The organism is Mesorhizobium sp. P2_E7 (assembly GCF_056403855.1).
This window is the reverse complement of record NZ_JBFUER010000002.1, coordinates 198,484-215,506: the sequence shown is the minus strand read 5'-3', so window position 1 is coordinate 215,506 and position 17,023 is coordinate 198,484. Positions and strand designations below refer to the sequence as shown.

Sequence of the window (17,023 nt, the reverse complement as noted above, 5' to 3'; positions counted from 1 at the left end):
ATTGTCCGAAACCATCATTTCCGCCGACGTCGTCGACAAGGATAACGCCCGGCGCAAATCCGACCTCCAGCGCGACTACGCCTCACTCGGCGAACGCCTCGACCGCCGCGGCATCGCCATCGACACGATCCGCGACAAGGTCGAGAAATTCGCCGTCGCCATTCCGTCCTGGGGTGTCGGCACCGGCGGCACGCGCTTTGCCCGCTTTCCCGGCGCGGGCGAACCGCGCGATATCCTTGACAAGATCGAGGATTGCGCCGTCATCAGCCAGTTGACGCAGGCGACACCGACCGTCTCGCTGCATATTCCGTGGGACAAGGCTGATCCGAACCGGCTGAAGCAGGCGGCCTCGCGTTTCGGCCTCAGCTTCGACGCCATGAACTCCAACACTTTTTCCGATGCGAGAGACCAGAAGCTTTCCTACAAATTCGGCTCACTGTCGCATGCCGACGCCGGCACCCGTCGGCAAGCGGTCGAGCACAATCTCGAATGCATCGAGATTGGCAAGACGCTGGGATCCAAGGCGCTGACGGTGTGGATCGGCGACGGCTCGAACTTTCCCGGCCAGGTCAATTTCGCGAAGGCCTTCGAACGCTATCTCGACGCCATGAAGGAGATCTATGCCGGGCTGCCGGCGGACTGGAAGCTGTTCACCGAGCACAAGATGTATGAGCCGGCCTTCTATTCCACGGTCGTGCAGGACTGGGGCACCAATTACATGATCGCCAAGGAACTGGGCGACAAGGCGTTCTGCCTGGTCGACCTTGGCCACCACGCGCCCAACGTCAACATCGAGATGATCGTGTCGCGGCTGATCCAGTTCAAAAAACTCGGCGGCTTCCACTTCAACGATTCCAAATATGGCGACGACGATCTCGACGCCGGGTCGATCGACCCCTACCGGCTGTTCCTGGTCTTCAATGAACTGGTCGATGCCGAGCTTTCGGGCGCCGAAGGCTTCGACCCCGCCCATATGCTCGATCAGAGCCACAACGTCACGGACCCGATCGAAAGCCTGATGCTCTCGGCGGTCGAGGTGCAGCGCGCCTATGCGCAGGCATTGCTGGTCGATCGCAAGGCGCTCGAAGGTTTCCAGGACGGCAATGACGCGCTGATGGCGACGCAGACGCTGAAAGTGGCGTATCGCACCGATGTCGAGCCGATCCTGGCCATGGCGAGGTTGAAGACCGGCGGCGCCATCGATCCGGTCGCTGCTTACCGTGCGGCGGGCTACCGCGCCAAGGTCGCGGCCGAACGGCCGGCGGTTGCTGGCGGCAGCGGCGGCATCGTCTGACAGGCAGACATCCTAATTGATCTGGTCCAGCGCCATTGGCGGTGGACTTGGCGGCTTTGAGGGTCTTTCCTAGGCGCACCCAACGCCAGGAGCACCGCCATGCCGTTGACCCGCCGAACGCTGATTGGCGTCGCCCTTTCCCTCGCAATAGCACTGTCGCCAACCGCGACCGTCTTCGCTGCCTCGCCGCAACCGGCCAAGGGCGAGCACGGTATGGTGGTCACCGCCCAGCATTTCGCGTCGGAAGTCGGCGTCGAGGTGCTGAAGAAGGGCGGCAATGCGGTCGATGCGGCGGTCGCCGTGGGCTATGCGCTCGCGGTCCTCTACCCCAATGCCGGCAATATCGGCGGCGGGGGCTTCATGACCATCCGCTTCAAGGACGGCAAATCGACCTTCCTCGACTTTCGCGAGCGCGCGCCGCTGGCGGCAACCAAGACCATGTATCTCGACAAGGACGGCAAGCCGGTGAAGGGCGCCAGCCTCGATGGCTATCTCGCGGTCGGCGTGCCGGGTTCCGTGGCAGGTTTCGAGATGGCGCGCGAAAAATACGGCACGCTGCAACGCCAGGATTTGATGGCGCCGGCAATTGCCTATGCCAAGGATGGCTTCATTCTCGACCAGGGCGACGCTGCTTCATTCGCAAACAATGCCGCTAGGCTGGCGAAGGACCCTGCCGCGGCCGCCATCTTCCTGAAGCCCAACGGCAAGCCCTATGGCGCCGGCGAGCGTCTCCTCCAGCCCGACCTTGCAGCCTCGCTCGCCGCCATTTCCGAAAAAGGCACTGACGCCTTCTACAAAGGCGCGATCGCCGATGCCATCGTCAAGGCGAGTGGCGCCAAGGGCGGCATTCTGGCCAAGGCCGATTTCGAGCAGTACGCCGTGCGCGAACTGAAGCCGGTGACCTGCACCTATCGCGGCTATGAGATCACATCCTCGCCGCCGCCGAGCTCCGGCGGCGTCATCATCTGCGAAATCCTCAATGTGCTGGAGGGCTATCCGCTGTCCTATCTCGGTGCTGGTTCAGCGGAGACGGTGCAGGTCATGGTTGAGGCGATGCGCCATGCCTATGTCGACCGCAACTCGGCCCTTGGCGATCCCGATTTCGTCGACAACCCGGTCTCGAAACTGCTCGACAAGGCCTACGCCAAGGACATCCGCGACAAGATCGACCCGTTCCGGGCGGGGGTCTCTCAGGACCTGATGCCGAAAGGGTTTGGTGAGTCGAAGGAGACGACGCACTATTCGATCATCGACAATGACGGCAACGCGGTCGCGGTCACCTATACGCTGAACGGCTCGTTCGGCGCCGGCGTGGTCGCCGACGGCACGGGCATCCTGCTCAACAACGAGATGGACGATTTTACCCAGAAGCCCGGCGTGCCCAACCTCTACGGTCTGGTCCAGGGCGAGGCCAACGCCATCCAGCCGAAGAAGACGCCGCTGTCATCGATGAGCCCGACCATCGTGGCCAAGGACGGCAAGCCGTTCATGGTCATCGGCAGCCCGGGTGGCTCGCGCATCATCACCATCACGCTGGAGGCGATTATCAACGTCATCGACCACGGCATGAACATCCAGGAGGCGATCGACGCGCCGCGCATCCACCACCAATGGCTGCCCGATACCGTCTATGTCGAACCGTTCGGCCTGTCGCCCGACACCGAAAAACTGCTGGCCGGTATGGGCTATCACCTCGATCTCGCTGATTCGACCTGGGGTCAGGCGGCCGGCATCCTGGTCGGCGGCAAGAGCTTGGCGGAAATCGAGAAGGGCGGCGGCGCCCGCTACAACGGCGCCATCGACAGCCGCGCCGCATCCGGCGAGGCGCTGGGGTACTAGATCAAAGCAAAAGGATCGATCAGAGGACGAGCGTCAGGGTCGAGCCAACCAGCATCAGCGCCGCGATCGCGACGAACGCCGCATAGATGCGCGGCCGGTCGAGCAGCAGTGCATTGCCCGATATCCAAGCGGCGGTCGCGCCGCCAAGCGCGAACAGGAAGCCGTTGCGATGGCCGAAGGTCATCGCAGCCGCCATCAGCCCGCCAATGATCAACGCGCCGAACACGATGATCACGGCAACCGCATATTTTTCGAAATCGTTGCCGCCACCCATGGTCGGACCGATCGCGTTCAAATTCGGCAGATCGTCCGGATCGAAGGGATTGGTCGACCCATACTCATCTTGACCGACAGGTTCTCGCATCACTCATTCTCCGCTGACCGGCAACAAATCATCAACATCTGCCGAGCGCAACCGGGTCGCGCCTTGCTGAAGGCGGCCGATGCGGTGTTCAACACCTTCTGATGCCGACTTGCCACGGTTTTTTCGGACAGAGTCGCAAAATCCGCCACGCTTCGGGTTCACACCCCTGATTTACCTCGAAAAATCGCTGCGCACGATGCCGTGCCGCTGCAGCTTGTCGTAGAAGGTCTTGCGCGGGATGCCGAGCGCCTCGATCGTGCGCCGGACGTCGCCGTCATTGCGGCCAAGTGTCTCGCGGATCACATCGGCCTCATAGCGTTCCAGCCGTTCCGGCAGCGAGTTGGCCTCATCCGACTCCACCGCGGCGGATGGCGACGCATGACCCACCTCCTCAAGTCCGAGCACGAAACGCTCGGCGAAATGCGCGAGTTCGCGGACATTGCCCGGCCAGTCATGCTGGCTGAGATAACGGTGCACCGAAGCAGGCACGGCCGGCATTTGACGGCGGAAGCGGGCGGCAGCGCGCTCGGCGAAGTAGAAGAACAAAAGCGCCACGTCGTCGCGGCGTTCGCGCAGCGGCGGGATCGAGATCGTCACCACATTGAGCCGGTAATAGAGGTCCTCGCGGAAGGCGCCGCGCTGGGCGGGATCGCCGAGATCGACCTTGGCGGCGGCGACGACGCGCAGATCCACCGGCCGAATTTCGTTGGTGCCGAGCGGCGTCACCTCGCGCATTTCCAGCACCCTGAGCATCTGCACCTGGGTCGAGGCCGGCATGCTTTCGATCTCGTCGAGGAACAAAGTTCCGCCGCTCGAATGCTCGATGCGGCCGATCCGCTTTTTCTGCGCGCCGGTGAAGGCGCCGGCCTCGTGGCCGAACAGTTCGCTTTCGATCACCGTATCCGGCAGCGTGCCGCAATTCAGCGCCACGAAATTGCCTTTGGCGCGGCGGCTCCAGCGGTGCAGGAGACTCGCCACCACCTCCTTGCCGGAACCGGTCTCACCGGTCACCAGCACGTCGACATCGGTGTCGGCGATTTGCCTGAGCGTGCGGCGCAGCCGCTCCATGGCCGGCGTCTGGCCGATCAGCGGCAGCCCGTCCTGCGCCTGCTCGGCGCTTTCGCGCAAAGCCCGGTTCTCCATCACCAGCCGGCGCTTTTCCGCCGCCCGAGCCACACTTTGCGCCAGCCGATCGGCGGCGAAAGGCTTGGTGATGAAGTCGTAGGCGCCGTCCTTGATCGCCTTGACCGCAACCGCGATGTCGCCATGCCCGGTGACCAGGATGACCGGAATGTCAGGATCGAGCTGCAAGACGCGGTCGAAGAGCTGCAGGCCGTCAATGCCGGGCATGCGGATGTCGGACACCACCACGCCGGGAAAATTGGTGTCGAGCCCGGCCAGTGCCTCGGCGGCAGTCGCAAAGGCCGACACCGAAAAACCGGCCAGTTCCAGCGTCTGCCGCGTGGCTCTCAGCAATTCGCTATCGTCGTCGATCAGGATGACCGTGTCCATCATTGAGCCTTGGCGAGGTGAACGGTGAAACGCGTGCCGTCTCTGCCGCTCGCCACCTCGATGCGTCCGCCATAATCGGCGACGATGTCCTGCGAGATGACGAGGCCGAGCCCGAGGCCTTTTTCCTTCGACGTGTTGAACGGCGTGAACAGCGATTTCAGGATAGCGGGCGAAATGCCCGGTCCATTGTCGGCAACGGCAAGCGCCACGCCGTCGGCCGTTTCCTCCGCCGACACCTGCACCCTGGCGCCGTCGCGGCCGTCCAGCGCCTCCAGCGCATTCTGGAAAAGATTGATCAGGACCTGTTCGAGCCGCAGCCGGTTGCCCATCACCTTGAGCGTCGGCGCTGGCAGCGTGATGTCAAGCGCGTCCAGCCGGCCGGCAAAGCGGCTCCTGAGCAGCACCACGGCGCCCTCGATGACGCCGCGCAATTCGACCGGTTCGGCTGCCGTGCGGCCCTTACGGGCGAAGACCTTCAACTCCTCGGTAATGCCGCCTATACGCTCCGTCAGCGCGGCAATCGCGCCAAGGTTCTCCTCGGCCGACGCCGTCTGCTTGCGCTCCAGGAACACACGCGCATTGTCGGCATAGGCGCGGATCGTCGCCACCGGCTGGTTGATCTCATGCGCGACGCCGGCGGCAACCTGGCCGAGGGTGGCGAGACGGTTGGCCTGCACCAGCTCCTGCTGCATCACCTGCAGCTTGGCCTCGGTGCTGCGGTGATCGGTAATCTCGGCCTGCAGCCGGTCGCGCGCGAGGCTGAGGTCATGCGTGCGTTCGACGACGCGGCGTTCGAGCTCGATGCGCGCCGCCTGTTCGGCGGCAATGCGCATCTGCGCCGACTGCCGGCGCCACAGGAGATAGCCGGCCAGCGCAAGCAGCGGCACCACCACGCCCAGCGCCAAGAGCCGCATTTCACGCACGGCGGCGGCGATCGGCGCTTCGGCCGGGACGAGATAGTCGAGCCGCCATGGCGTCGATTGGACCAGTGTCGAAAGCCTCAGATATTCGGCATCACTGCCGCCCGGCGTTATCGCATGGACCATCGATATGTCGGGGCTCAATGCCTCGGGGCGGGTGATCGGCAAGGGGATCAGCGGCGCGTTGCCGAATTGCTGGCTGCTCCGGATGGCGGCAGCCAGCGGGCCGGCCAGCGGCGCGGTGGTCATGAAGCGCCAGGACGGCACGCTTGTGATCAGCACGACACCATGGTCATCGCTGACATAGGCCGGCCGGTTGGCCTCGTGCCAGTCGGCCTCTAGCTGGTCGAACTCCATCTTGACGACGACGACGCCGAGCGGTGCGGCCGCATTGCCGACACGCCGTGAAATGTAGAGGCCCGGGCGCTTGCTGGTGTTGCCGAGGGCGAAATACTCGGCGGTCCCGGATTGCATGGCGCCGGAGAAATAGGCACGGAAACCATAGTCGTTGCCGACGAAGCTGGTTGCCTCGCGCCAGTTGCTGGAAGCGATTGCGAACCCGTCGACGCCGGTGACGTAAAGCACCGAAGCCTTGGTGCCGGAGACCAGCCCCTCGAGTTTGCGGTTGAGCACGTCGATCGCGACTGCGCCTTTGTTCTGCAGGGCGTCGTGGACCTGCTGGTCCTCCGACAAAAGCAACGGCAGCGCCCGCGGGCTTTCCAGAACCGCGCGCAGCAGCGCCACCTTCAGATTGGCATCGGTGCGGCCTTGCGCCGCCAGCGTTGCGACCTCGGCACGGCGCGCATAGAGGCCGGCGCCGGTAAGCGCCGTCGCCACGATCACGAGCGCTATTGTCGCAAACAGCAGCCAGGCATGGCGCGCACGTTTGCCGAGTTGCTCGGGCGTCGGCGACAGGACCGCGGCAGGACGTTGCAGCATCGCCTATTTGTGCATGATTTCGCACAAAACACAATTCGCTCATGCGGATGTCCGCACTTCCGCTCAGACGCTGTCGAGCTCAGTGTCGAAAAATAGTCAACAAAATCAATGGTGTTTGGCTTGCCGCTCAGTCTGGCACGGCAGTTGCAGTGACCTGCTCAGCAGTCGCGAGGCTGCTGGAGGTCAAAACAACTTGCCCCGGGAGGTCGAGCTTTCGATCGGGGCGCCATGGAGGACGTCATGCAGCCAGCATTCGCTGCCGCCGAACCGCGCGGCAAGGTACCCTTTTACCGGCATCTTTACGTGCAGGTCCTGACGGCGATCGCCGCCGGCGTTCTGCTCGGTCATTTCTATCCCGAGCTCGGCGCTTCGCTGAAGCCGCTCGGCGATGCCTTCATCAAGCTGGTCAAGATGGTGATCGCGCCGGTCATCTTCCTGACGGTGACGACCGGCATTGCCGGGGTCTCCGACCTGAAAAAGGTCGGCCGCGTCGCCGGCAAGGCGATGATCTATTTCCTGGTGTTCTCGACCCTGGCGCTGATTGTCGGCCTGGTCGTTTCCAACGTCGTCCAGCCGGGCGCGGGCATGCACATCAATGCCGCGACGCTCGACCCCTCGAAGGTCGCGACCTTCACCGAGAAGGCGCATGACACCACCATCGTCGGCTTCCTCCTCAACATCATCCCCGACACCATCACCGGCGCCTTTGCGCAGGGCGACATCCTGCAGGTGCTGTTCTTCTCGGTGCTGTTCGGCATCTCGCTCGCTCTGGTTGGTGACCGCGGCCGCCCGGTCGTCGATTTTCTGCAGGCGCTGACCTCGCCGATCTTCCGCCTGGTCGCCATCCTGATGAAGGCCGCTCCCATCGGCGCCTTCGGCGCCATGGCTTTCACCGTCGGCAAATACGGCATCGGCGCCATCGCCAACCTCGCCTTTCTGATCGGCACTTTCTACCTGACGTCGCTGCTCTTCGTGCTGGTCGTCCTTGGCGCTGTCGCCTGGTACAACGGCTTCTCGATCCTCGCCTTGATCCGCTACATCAAGGAAGAGTTGCTGCTCGTTCTCGGCACCTCGTCGTCGGAAGCCGCTCTTCCCGGCCTGATGGCCAAGATGGAGCGCGCCGGCTGCAACCGTTCGGTGGTCGGCCTGGTCATTCCGACCGGCTACTCCTTCAACCTCGACGGCACCAACATCTACATGACGCTGGCTGCCCTGTTCATCGCCCAGGCGACCGACACGCCGCTCACCTATGGCGACCAGATCCTGTTGCTGGCTGTCGCCATGCTGAGCTCCAAGGGTGCCGCCGGTATCACCGGCGCCGGCTTCATCACGCTGGCCGCAACGCTCTCGGTGGTGCCTACGGTGCCGGTCGCCGGCATGGCGCTGATCCTCGGCGTCGACCGCTTCATGTCGGAATGCCGGGCGCTCACCAACTTCGTCGGCAATGCGGTGGCGACCATCGTCGTTGCCCGCTGGGAAGGTGAGCTTGACCAGACCAAGTTCGCCGCCGCCATGGCCGGCACATTGTCCGAGGAAGCTGACCTCGCCCTGTCGGGCGACCTCCAGGCCGCCTGATCTCCCAAGGCGTGCGACCTCAAGGCCGCAGCCGGTTCGCCGGTTGCGGCTTTGTTTCGTCACAGCTGGTGCTCGGCGCGACTGGTGCAGGCTACGCCTTCCCGGCTAGGGTGTGGGTGTTTCTCCAAACCTGAAAGGCCGGTGCATGAGCAGTCCGTATCCCGAAATCTATCTGGTCCGTCACGGCGAGACCGAATGGAGCGCGTCGGGCAAGCACACCGGCCGCACCGACATACCGCTGACGGCGGCGGGCGAGGCCGCCGCCCGCGGCGTAGCCGACCGGCTCAAGGGCCTGTCCTTCAAGGCTGTATGGTCGAGCCCGTCGCAGCGCGCCTTCAACACCTGCACGCTGGCCGGCTTCGGCGCTTCCGCCGTGAAGAAGGACGACCTGCAGGAATGGGACTACGGCACCTATGAGGGCGTGAAGACCAAAGAGATTCTGGCCGAACGCCCCGGCTGGCAATTGTTCCGCGACGGCTGTCCCGGCGGCGAGTCTGCCGCCGATGTCGGCGCCAGGGCCGACAAAATCATCGCCGGGCTGCGCGCCATCGAGGGCAGCGTGCTGGTGTTTTCGAGCTCGCATTTCCTCAGGGTACTGGCAGCACGCTGGCTCGGCCTGCCGCCTGAGGGCGGCGCGCACTTCGTACTCGACACCGCCAGCATCAGCATCCTCGGCTACGAGCACGATTTGAGCGAGCCAGTCCTGCGCAGGTGGAACCAGAAGTAGCTTTCTTCTTTCCGGCAGAGCCAAAGCCCCCTCATCCGGCCGCTTCGCGGCCACCTTCTCCCCGTTGGGGAGAAGAGGAGAGCGCCGGCGGTTGCCACCTCCTCTCCCATCAGGGAGAGGTCGGATTGCCCCGAATTGCCCTTCGCAATTCGGTTGGCAATCCGGGTGAGGGGGCTACCGCACGTCTGTAGCCGCCAGCAGCGCCAGTTCCTCTCCCGTCAGATGCCGTGCCTGACCCTTGGCGAGCTCGCCTAGCAGCAAGCCGCCGATGGCCACCCTGACCAGCCGCAGCACCTCGATATCGAAGGCGCCGAGCAGGCGGCGGATCTGGCGGTTGCGGCCCTCGTCGAGCACGATTTCCAGCCACGCGGTGCGGCCGCCGCTGCGCAGCATCTCGATCGATTGCGCTGTCAGCAACTCGCCATCGACATCAGCGCCGTCGCGAAACCGCGCCAGCATCGCCGCGTCGGGCGCAGCACCGATCTGTACGTGATAGGTCTTGGCGACATGTGATGCCGGATCAAGCAGGCCATTCGCCCAGCGCGTATCGTTGGTCATCAGCAACAGGCCTTCGCTGGCCTTGTCGAGGCGCCCGACCGGCGACACGAAAGGCAGGTCGAGTCCGGCAAGGCAGTCATAGACGGTACCGCGCCGCTGCGGGTCGTCGCGGGTGGTGACCAGCCCGCGCGGCTTGTTGACCATCAGGTAGACCTTGGCCTCGGCAACGACATTCTCGCCATCGACGCTGATGCGATCACGGTTGAGGTCGACGCGCAGCGACGGATCGCGCGCCACCTTGCCGCCGACACGCACGCGCCCCTCGGCGATCAACAGTTCGGCCTGCTTGCGCGAACACAGGCCAAGCTTGGAAAGCGCCCGGTTCAGGCTGACGCCTGCTCCCGGGGCCGGTTGTCGGGCATTGTTGGGCGACTGCGCCATAATCCTTTTTGCATCACAATGAGCGGCAGCGACAGATGCCACACGGCGCGATGGTGGCGCAACATGCCGCTGCACAAACACCAAGGGTTCGCCGGAGCGAAAGGTCAAAAGCGATGTGTCCGGGCGTCCGGCTCAACGGCCCGTCATGGAACGCGGCTTCGCGAAAGACGTTGTTGCCGGCGAGCGATCTGTCGCGAAAGGCACCGCCATGAAGAAAATCTATGAAAGACCGACGCTCGTGAAGCAAGGCAGGCTCACCAGCGTGACGGCCCAGATTGTCGCCTCCGGGATCATTCTGGGGCAGTAGCCCCAGAGCAATTCCAGTGAGCGGTTTTCGTGACGGCATCCCTGGGTGCGCAGCCTATGCGGCACGCACCGATTGCGCTGCCCGGTCCGGCGGCAATTCGAACACAGTGGCGCCGTTCTCCTGGCCGCTTTCGACATAACCGATGACGCGGAACCATTTGGCGACGTCGGCCCGCTGCAGCCAGCTGCGCGAGTGGATGGGAAGGTTGCCGGCGAGCGCCTGGATATGGCGGATGTGATGACGACAGAAGCGGACCGTCGCGGCGCTGAAAAAACCATCCTGCGCGGCAAACAGCGTGTCGGCGGCGTCGCTGTTCTCATGCCAGGCGATGATCGCCACCGTCTTGTCGCCCTCGACCAGCGCGTGCGCGCGGCCTTCCTTCAAATTCATCATCAGATTGTCGTAGGCGGCCTTGCTGTCCTTGCCGGCCGCCACATACTCGTCCGACATCCGCCTGGACAAATCCCGGAAAACACCTTCGAGATCGCCGATCGTAGCTGCGCGTGCTCTCATTTCTCCTCCTGCAGCCCCGGCAGGTAGTTTGCCCTAGGAAGCGGGGATCACCAAGCAAATCAAATCCGCCAAACGGCCGATGCGCGCAAAGTGATTTCGGCCCGCGGGACCCGGTGGAACCGAACTGGCTCCCCCGAATTGACTCGAGGTCACATTCGGGAGGAAAAGCATGCAAGACCAGCATTTCGATGAGCCGGTTCGCGTCGCGCTCGGCAGGTCCAAAAACACCATCTACAAGGTGGAGCGTGTCGCCCAGGCCGCCGACATCCTCATGAACCGCTGGCCCGTGAAGACGGGCCGGTACCATGTTGCCGCCCGCAAAGCCTGCCTTGGCGTTCTCGAAGGCCTGAAAGAGGCGCACTACGCCCGCGCCGCCTTCGTCAATGCGGCGATAGAGGCCGATATCCTGGTTGAGCGTGACCGTCAGGGTTGAGCGCCCACCACTTTTCATAGCCTCTTCATTTGCCGTAGACTGCCACCCCGGCCTGGAGCCTTCCATGTGCAACGATTATGAGCAGCATATTCTCTGGGCTGAATATTGCCGGATGCTGGAGTCGTTGGCACTCGAGATCCCGACCCACCAAACCGAACTTGACCTGCCGCAGGCGGACGACATCCACATCAACGATCCGGCCCCGATCATGCGCGCCGCCGACGACACCGGCGTTGTTGAACTCACGTCGATGACGTTCGGATTTCCACCGGCCGGACCAAAAGGCGGACCAGTGTTCAACTTCCGCTCCGAGGGCCGGCAATTCGCAAGCAGCAAACGCTGCCTCGTTCCGGCGTCCGCCTTCTTCGAGTTCACCGGCACCAAATATCCGAAGGCGAAGCATCGCTTCACCCTCAACGGCTCTCCGTTCATGGCCATCGCAGGGCTCTGGCGTGAAGCCGCCGGCAACAAGCCACCAACTTTCACCATGCTGACGACCGAGCCTGGACCGGATATCGCGCCCTATCACAATCGCCAGGTCGTGGTGCTCCAGCCAGAGAACTGGTCCGCCTGGCTCAATCTGACGAAGTCCGAAGGCGAACTGCTGCAGCCGCTTCCGGCAGGCTCGCTGGGCGTGGAGACAGTGCGCGCCGAGAAACTTGCCTCATCCTGATATTTGGACACGTCAATGCCATGCACCACCGGTGCGTTGGCGCTGAGATCGACGAAGCCTCCCGGCTCAATGCCTTCAATTCAATCCAAACAAGTCAATTTCCTTTAGCGGGTATTAGTGCAGTAATGCCCACAGAGCCCCTTGATGCCTGCGAGGGCGCGGCGGCAACCGGCTGGACCTCGGTCAGGAAAGACAGCACGGCTGGGGGTAGCGCTGCGGATTTGGGCGCATAGATGCCGCAACGCGATATAAGACTTCTCTTGTTGACGCGTTTCCCCAGATAATGCCAGACAGTGCGGGTGGCGTAGGGCAGATTGTTGGCTCGCCACGATATGCCCATAGTGACGCCCCGCAGGTAACGCCGCTGGTACGTTTCGAACGGCATGAGGATCGTCTGTCCAAAGGTTGGGGCCTCGCCGCGCGTCAGTTCCGTCAGGAAAATGCGCTCGTGGCGATACGCCGCAAGCCCGACGTACCGTGAACGCTGCAAGATGCCGTTTTCGGTATCTTCGATTCGCTCAAGCGTCGAAACCAGAACTTGTCCGCCATTTTCTCGCAGGTGAGCGCAGGCGCAGACGATCCGACCAGGCCAGGACAGCGATGTGTGCCACGCTTGGTAGAATCCGAGGTAGGGTTCGAGTGCATGCAGGTCGCCCGGGAAAGCATCGGCTAGCGGGCCTGTAAGGTCGGCGTGTCGGCGCCGCTCGCCCAATTTGCTGCGGAACACGCCCGGAGGAAGGTCGAAATCGGCTGGTTCGAGGCCAAAGGCTGCCGCGATCGTCAGGAGATTATGGGCGGAAGGAAGGGTTCCTGCATTGAGGTAGCGATTGAACTGCTGCCGGTTGATACCGATGGTGCGGCATAGATCGGATACCGATCTGTGCGTGCTGCTGGCGAGTTTCAGGTTGCTGCTGAAATTGGCCCATGGCTTGCTCATGGCGACAGTATAAACTCGCTTAAAAACGCTTCAAGCGACGAAATTGCGTTGCCGCGGGCTCTGCCTAGTATCGGCCACAAGGCTTCAGTCCAAAAGGGGAACCCAATGAGCGCTTCCAGCAGGTTATCGAGTCTCTCACGCCGTGATCTTCTTCAAGCGGGGGTGACTCTAGGCCTTGTCGCAGCGGCAGGCTCGCTGGCGTCACCGGCCGCGGCGCAAACGCCAGTGCGCGGCGGACAGTTGCGGCTGGGGCTCGATGGCGGCGCCTCCGCCGACACGCTCGACCCGGCCCTGGCGTCCGCCAGCGTCAATTTTGTGATCGCGCATTGCTGGGGCGATACACTGGTCGAATCCGATCCCAAGACGGGCGCGGCGGTTCCCTCGCTGGCCGAATCCTGGTCCCCGTCGGCCGACGCCAAGGAGTGGACCTTCAAGATACGCAACGACGTTCGTTTCCACGATGGCAAGGCATTTACTGTTAGCGATGCAGTCGAGACGTTGCGTCGCCACGCCGGGAAGAAATCGCAATCGGGCGCACTCGGCCTGCTGTCCGGGATAGACCGCATCGAGGAACGGTCGGGCGACATGGTGGTGACGCTGAGGGAGGCCAATGCTGACTTGCCGCTGATATTTACGGATTATCATCTTCAGATCCAGCCGGGCGGCGGCGTGGAAAAACCTGCGGCAGCGATCGGCACCGGTCCCTACAAGCTGGCTGCATTCGAGCCGGGCATTCGCGCTGCTTTCGAAAAAAACACCGACGACTGGCGCCAGGACCGGGGTTACGTCGACAGCGTCCTTATTACCGTGATGAACGACCTGACTGCGCGGACCAGCGCCTTGCGGTCCGGTCAGGTCGATTTTATCAGCACCGTCGAACCCAAGATCGTGCCGTTGCTGAAGCGGGTTCCGGGCGTGGAGATCCTGCGCACCTCCGGCAAGGGTTTCTATTCCTTCCTGATGCATTGCGATACCGCGCCCTTCGACAACAATGATCTGCGTCTGGCGCTCAAATATGCGATAGACCGCGAGGCTATCCTCAAGGGGGTTCTGGGCGGGTTCGGCACCATTGGCAATGATTACCCGATCAACGCCAACTATGCGCTCGCGCCTGCCGATATAGAGCAGCGCAATTACGATCCCGACAAGGCTGCATTCCACTTCAAGAAGTCCGGCCTTCAAAATCCAATTCTGCTGCGCACCTCGGAAGCGGCGTTCCCCGGCGCAGTCGATGCGGCCCAGCTTTTCCAATTGAGCGCGGAAAAGGCCGGGATCAAGATCAATGTGCAGCGCGAGCCGAGTGACGGCTACTGGTCGGAAGTCTGGAACGTCAAGCCGTTCTGCACCTCCTTTTGGGGTGGTCGTCCGACGCAGGATGCCCGCTATTCCACTTCCTACGTTTCCAACGCGGAGTGGAACGACACCCGCTTCAAGCGGCCCGACTTCGACAAGATGGTGGTGCAGGCGCGCGGTGAACTGGATGAGACCAAGCGGCGCGTACTTTACCGTGACATGGCGCTGATGGTGCGAGATGAGGGCGGCCTGATACTGCCGGTGTTCAACGACTTCATCAACGCCTGCACGAGCCATCTCAAGGGTTTTGTTCCCGATATTGGCAATGACTTTTCCAATGGCCGCATCGCCAGCCGGGTCTGGCTGGAGGCTTGAACCGGGAAATGATCGTGCCTTTCCGGCGGCGGGATAGTGTGCTTGCCACCGCGTGGAGCTTTTGTGGTTGATCGCATGACGAACAGGAATTTCCGTGTCATTGAAAATGAGTGGATCGTCCTGAAAGACGACACCCGACTCGCCGCGCGCATCTGGATGCCCGAAACGGTTCCTGGCGGGGTGCCGGCGGTGCTCGAATTCCTGCCTTATCGCAAACGCAACGGCACCGCCGCGCGTGACGAGTCCACCTATCCGGTCTTCGCGGCGGCCGGCATCGCCGGCGTGCGTGTCGACATTCGCGGTTGCGGAGAATCCGACGGCGTGATCGATGGCGAATATACCGCGCGCGAGCTTGCCGATGCCGTCGAGGTTATCGAATGGATCGCTGCGCAGGACTGGTCGAACGGCAATGTCGGCATGATGGGAATTTCCTGGGGCGGGTTCAATGCGCTTCAGGTCGCGGCTCTCAAACCACCAGCTCTCAAGGCCGTGATTTCTCTGTCGTCCACCGTCGACCGCTACAATGACGACATCCACTACAAGAATGGCGCGCATCTGTCGGCGCAACTGTCATGCGCGGCGACGATGACTGCCTTCCAGTCGCGGTCCCCCGATCCCGATCTCGTCGGAGAACGCTGGCGCGACATGTGGCTCGAGCGCCTGGAAGGCGAGCCGTTCTTTATGGAGGAGTGGCTGTCCCACCAACGCCGCGACGACTTCTGGCGTCACGGTTCGATCTGCGAGGACTTTGACGGTTTTTCCGTTCCCGCACTGGTGATTGCTGGATGGGCCGACGGCTACCGCAACACGCCCTTGAAGGCGGTCGCCGGGATGCCGGAAATGGCCTGGGGCCTGATCGGTCCATGGGTTCACAAGTATCCGCATTTCGCCTATCCGAAGCCCCGCGTCGATTTTCATGCCGAGGCAATTTCATGGTGGCGGCATTGGCTGTGCGCAGAAGACAACAAGGTGGAGCATACGCCGAGGCTGCGTGCCTATATCCTGGACGGGCCGCGATCCGGCCGCCGGCGCGAGGCCGACCCGGGCTATTGGGTTGCCATGGACAGATGGGACGTTCCCGACACCCTCGCCCTTACCTTGGACGCTTCGGGCAGGCTCGCTCGGTGCAATTCATCGCATGCTGAAGGGAAAGCCCTTCTGCACTCTCCTCAGGATACGGGCACCGCTGCGGGAGAGTTCTTTCCGCGCAGGCCGGATTCGGAAATGGCCGGCGACCAGCGTGTTGACGATGCTGGATCGCTCACCTTCGAGAGTGCCGTCCTTGCCGAGGAATGCGTCGTGTTTGGCCAGCCGCTCGCAAAGCTGTCGCTTTCCAGTGATGTCAACTTTGCCAACCTTGCCGTCAGGCTCGTCGACGTCCATCCCGACGGTGTGGCGACGCGCGTCAGCTACGGCGTGCTCAATCTAGCGCATCGCAGCGGCAATGCCGCCCCGCAGCCTCTGAGACCGAGCGAGACGGTCGAGATTGAGTTGATGCTCGATGCGTGCGGCTACCGTTTTGCGCCCGGCCACCGTTTGCGTCTGTCCTTGTCGAGCGCCTATTGGCCGACGATCCTGCCCCAGCCCTGCGACGCAACGCTGACGATCGACCTTGCCACTCTGCGATTGGAACTGCCGCTGCTTGGCGAGCATCGCAGGGTCGAAATCCCGCAGCCATCCAATCCCGATCCTCTGCCCCGTTACGAAGTCCTGACAGACGGATCGTCGGGCCGCTCTGTCGAACGCGATCTGCAAAATGGCGTGACGCTCTATCGGGTGCACGAGGATACAGGTCTCAGCCGCCATCCGGGCAACGGCTTGTGCACGCGCGACATCGGGCAGGAGGTATGGTCGATAGCGCCCGATGACCCGCTGTCGCTGACGGCGGAGATCCGCTGGACGTGCTTTGCCGAGCGGGAAGGCTGGCGAACGCAGAGCCATTGCACCACGCATCTCTCCTGCACCGCGAGCGAATGGGTGGTTTCGCAACGAATCGAAGCACTGGATGACGGCCGCAAGGTGTTCGAGCGCGAGCGCAATTCCCGCATTCCGCGTGACCATATGTGATAGATCGCCTATCGCTGCGGCAATTCCGTGCAATTCAGCTGGGTATTTCGCCAGCACACCGGCATCACCGGCTCATGTAAGGCACCCGAACCGATGCGCAAGCGTGAAATAATGCGTGACGTGAATTCGTAACCGGATGGAGCTGCGCCAAGTCCGAGTTCTGTTCGATACTCCCGAAATTCGAAATGCTGCTATATTCCTAAGCCAGGAATTAATCTCGTTCATCGTCCTCAGGTTCGCTAGACCATACGAGAGTACTCGCAGATCTCTCTGAAACGCGCCTTACTGCGCCGTTGTCTACGAAAAGATCAGCAAT

Annotated in this window: 15 protein-coding genes; 9 read left to right on the top strand and 6 right to left on the bottom strand. The window is 62.7% G+C overall.

Translation table 11 applies throughout. The features are described from left to right. The first annotated feature begins 1 nt into the window (after nt 1). Nucleotides 2-1,294 (top strand): L-rhamnose catabolism isomerase, encoded by a 1,293-nt coding sequence (gene rhaI, locus AC1DYC_RS18115; RefSeq protein WP_477408679.1) that lies wholly within the window; start codon nt 2-4, stop codon nt 1,292-1,294. Between the two features lie 99 nt (nt 1,295-1,393). Next, nucleotides 1,394-3,133, top strand: coding sequence for a gamma-glutamyltransferase (gene ggt, locus AC1DYC_RS18110; protein ID WP_477408677.1), 1,740 nt, complete (start codon nt 1,394-1,396; stop codon nt 3,131-3,133). A 19-nt stretch (nt 3,134-3,152) separates the two neighbouring features. Here the strand turns inward: ggt and AC1DYC_RS18105 are convergent, their stop codons facing one another. From AC1DYC_RS18105 to AC1DYC_RS18095, 3 genes are all read right to left on the bottom strand, one after another. After that, nucleotides 3,153-3,497, bottom strand: coding sequence for a hypothetical protein (locus AC1DYC_RS18105; RefSeq protein ID WP_477408675.1), 345 nt, complete (start codon nt 3,495-3,497; stop codon nt 3,153-3,155). A gap of 171 nt (nt 3,498-3,668) precedes the next feature. Beyond that, entirely contained in the window at nt 3,669-5,012 is a 1,344-nt protein-coding gene (locus AC1DYC_RS18100) for a sigma-54-dependent transcriptional regulator (RefSeq protein ID WP_477408673.1), read from the bottom strand. Continuing rightward, nucleotides 5,009-6,868, bottom strand: coding sequence for a sensor histidine kinase (locus AC1DYC_RS18095; protein ID WP_477408671.1), 1,860 nt, complete (start codon nt 6,866-6,868; stop codon nt 5,009-5,011). Before AC1DYC_RS18095 ends, AC1DYC_RS18100 begins: the two co-directional genes overlap by 4 nt. A 240-nt stretch (nt 6,869-7,108) precedes the next feature. Between AC1DYC_RS18095 and AC1DYC_RS18090 the strand changes: the two genes are divergently transcribed. Further along, a complete protein-coding gene (locus AC1DYC_RS18090) occupies nt 7,109-8,443 on the top strand; it encodes a dicarboxylate/amino acid:cation symporter (protein ID WP_477408669.1) in 1,335 nt (444 codons plus the stop codon). Nucleotides 8,444-8,588: 145 nt separating this feature from the next. Beyond that, nucleotides 8,589-9,170 (top strand): histidine phosphatase family protein, encoded by a 582-nt coding sequence (locus tag AC1DYC_RS18085; protein ID WP_477408667.1) that lies wholly within the window; start codon nt 8,589-8,591, stop codon nt 9,168-9,170. 174 nt (nt 9,171-9,344) lie between these two features. On the opposite strand, the gene AC1DYC_RS18080 is transcribed toward AC1DYC_RS18085, so the two are convergent. Next, nucleotides 9,345-10,109: a pseudouridine synthase gene (locus tag AC1DYC_RS18080; RefSeq protein ID WP_477408665.1), complete on the bottom strand. Its 765-nt coding sequence runs from the start codon at nt 10,107-10,109 to the stop codon at nt 9,345-9,347. A gap of 145 nt (nt 10,110-10,254) precedes the next feature. Between AC1DYC_RS18080 and AC1DYC_RS18075 the strand changes: the two genes are divergently transcribed. Further along, nucleotides 10,255-10,416 carry a hypothetical protein gene (locus tag AC1DYC_RS18075; RefSeq protein WP_477408663.1) on the top strand — a complete coding sequence of 54 codons (162 nt, stop codon included), beginning with the start codon at nt 10,255-10,257 and terminating at the stop codon, nt 10,414-10,416. Between the two features lie 54 nt (nt 10,417-10,470). Here AC1DYC_RS18075 and AC1DYC_RS18070 read toward each other — a convergent pair whose 3' ends face one another. Further along, entirely contained in the window at nt 10,471-10,929 is a 459-nt protein-coding gene (locus tag AC1DYC_RS18070) for a hypothetical protein (protein ID WP_477306785.1), read from the bottom strand. Nucleotides 10,930-11,098: 169 nt separating this feature from the next. Between AC1DYC_RS18070 and AC1DYC_RS18065 the strand changes: the two genes are divergently transcribed. Together AC1DYC_RS18065 and AC1DYC_RS18060 are read left to right on the top strand one after the other, a co-directional pair. Beyond that, entirely contained in the window at nt 11,099-11,362 is a 264-nt protein-coding gene (locus AC1DYC_RS18065; RefSeq protein ID WP_477408661.1) for a DUF982 domain-containing protein, read from the top strand. Between the two features lie 64 nt (nt 11,363-11,426). Further along, nucleotides 11,427-12,035: an SOS response-associated peptidase gene (locus AC1DYC_RS18060; protein ID WP_477409002.1), complete on the top strand. Its 609-nt coding sequence runs from the start codon at nt 11,427-11,429 to the stop codon at nt 12,033-12,035. Nucleotides 12,036-12,129: 94 nt separating this feature from the next. Here the strand turns inward: AC1DYC_RS18060 and AC1DYC_RS18055 are convergent, their stop codons facing one another. Beyond that, nucleotides 12,130-12,972: a helix-turn-helix domain-containing protein gene (locus AC1DYC_RS18055; RefSeq protein ID WP_477408659.1), complete on the bottom strand. Its 843-nt coding sequence runs from the start codon at nt 12,970-12,972 to the stop codon at nt 12,130-12,132. 105 nt (nt 12,973-13,077) lie between these two features. Here AC1DYC_RS18055 and AC1DYC_RS18050 point away from each other — a divergent pair, with 105 nt between their 5' ends. Next, nucleotides 13,078-14,640 carry an ABC transporter substrate-binding protein gene (locus AC1DYC_RS18050; RefSeq protein WP_477408657.1) on the top strand — a complete coding sequence of 521 codons (1,563 nt, stop codon included), beginning with the start codon at nt 13,078-13,080 and terminating at the stop codon, nt 14,638-14,640. A gap of 75 nt (nt 14,641-14,715) precedes the next feature. Continuing rightward, the gene (locus AC1DYC_RS18045; protein WP_477408655.1) at nt 14,716-16,707 is read left to right on the top strand and encodes a CocE/NonD family hydrolase; all 1,992 of its coding nucleotides are present in this window, start codon (nt 14,716-14,718) and stop codon (nt 16,705-16,707) included. Nucleotides 16,708-17,023 lie beyond the last annotated feature (316 nt).